Here is a 1,240-nt window from a genome sequence, read left to right on the forward strand (position 1 = left end):
TGTAGTGGTCAAGCCTCTTTGGACACCCACAAAGGGGGTTTTTCAATAAATCGATCTTTCGTATCGCGCGGGTGGCAGGTTGCTTGCCGACGAATGAATGCGCCGGTAGTTGTAGAAGTCAGCGATGTAGCCCATGATATCGCGTCGGGCCTGTTCGTGACTACCGTACTCCTGCTCGCCAATCCATTCGCTCTTCAGGCTTCTGAAGAAGCGCTCGACTACCGCGTTGTCCCAACAGTTTCCCTTTCTGCTCATGCTCTGAACCATCCTGTTTGCCTTCAGTTCGCTCACAAAGCGCTCGCTGGTGTACTGGCAACCCTGATCGGAATGGAACATCAACCCCGCTGCAGGGTGCCGGCTGTGGCGCGCCTGCTGTAGCGCCCGGAGCACCAGCTCAGTGTCTGCCTGCATGGCAAACGCCCAACCGACGATACGGCGAGAATGGAGGTCCATCACGATGGCCAGATAGGACCACCCCTGACGCGTTCTCACGTACGTGATGTCGCCTGCCCACACGCGGTTGACCGCACCTGGATCAAACCGGCGCTCAAGCAGATTGGGCGCAACCAGGGCCTCACCTTCGGCTTTACGGTATCGATGTGTCCGACGCCGCGCTACTGCCAGTTGCGCTTCGCGCATGAGCGATCGGGCCCGGTGGCGCCCGATCGCGTGACCCTGCTGCTGCAAGGCCTGCGCCATCCTGCGACTGCCATAACTGCACCGGCTTTCAAGGTGAATCTGGCGCATGGCCTTGAGCAGTACAGGCGATGCGGGCGGCCTGACGGGGCGCCTGGCAAAGGCGTAATAGCTGCTTCGCGGCACCTTCAGCAGCCGGCACATCAGACTCACGGGCCAGACCTTCTTCAGCGAGCGGATCACTTCGAGGAGCGATCCATTTCCTTGACGAAGAAGGCCGTAGACTTTTTTAGTATCTCGCGCTCCCGCTCGAGCTCCATTACACGGGCTTCCAGTTCGCGGATGCGCCGCTGGTCGGACTGGATCTGTGCCTCACTGCGCGGTGGCTCAGCCTGCTGGGCGCGCCATTGCGCAACCCAGCGCCGCAGCGCAGTGTCGCCCACACCCAGCGCTTCGCAGGCCTTTGAAAATGAATAGCCCTGCGCAACCACCAGTTGCACTGCTTCCGCCTTGAATTCGTCAGTCAGGTTCCGTCTGCTCATCTCTCACCTCAGTTGGAGCAATTATCCCCTTTAGAGGTGTCCAGCAACATTGGACCACTACA

Annotated in this window: 1 protein-coding gene; it reads right to left on the reverse strand. The window is 59.6% G+C overall.

Annotated elements, in window-relative coordinates; genetic code table 11:
- Positions 1-42: 42 nt before the first annotated feature.
- Positions 43-1,178, reverse strand: a protein-coding gene (locus EYW47_RS40640; RefSeq protein ID WP_240764151.1) for an IS3 family transposase whose coding sequence is annotated in 2 segments (ribosomal slippage) — positions 43-920 and positions 920-1,178 — 1,137 coding nt in all. Because the reading frame shifts where the segments join, the coding sequence is not laid out codon by codon here.
- Positions 1,179-1,240: the final 62 nt, after the last annotated feature.

The sequence above is a fragment of the Paraburkholderia silviterrae genome, from assembly GCF_004353915.1.
GTDB lineage: Bacteria > Pseudomonadota > Gammaproteobacteria > Burkholderiales > Burkholderiaceae > Paraburkholderia > Paraburkholderia silviterrae.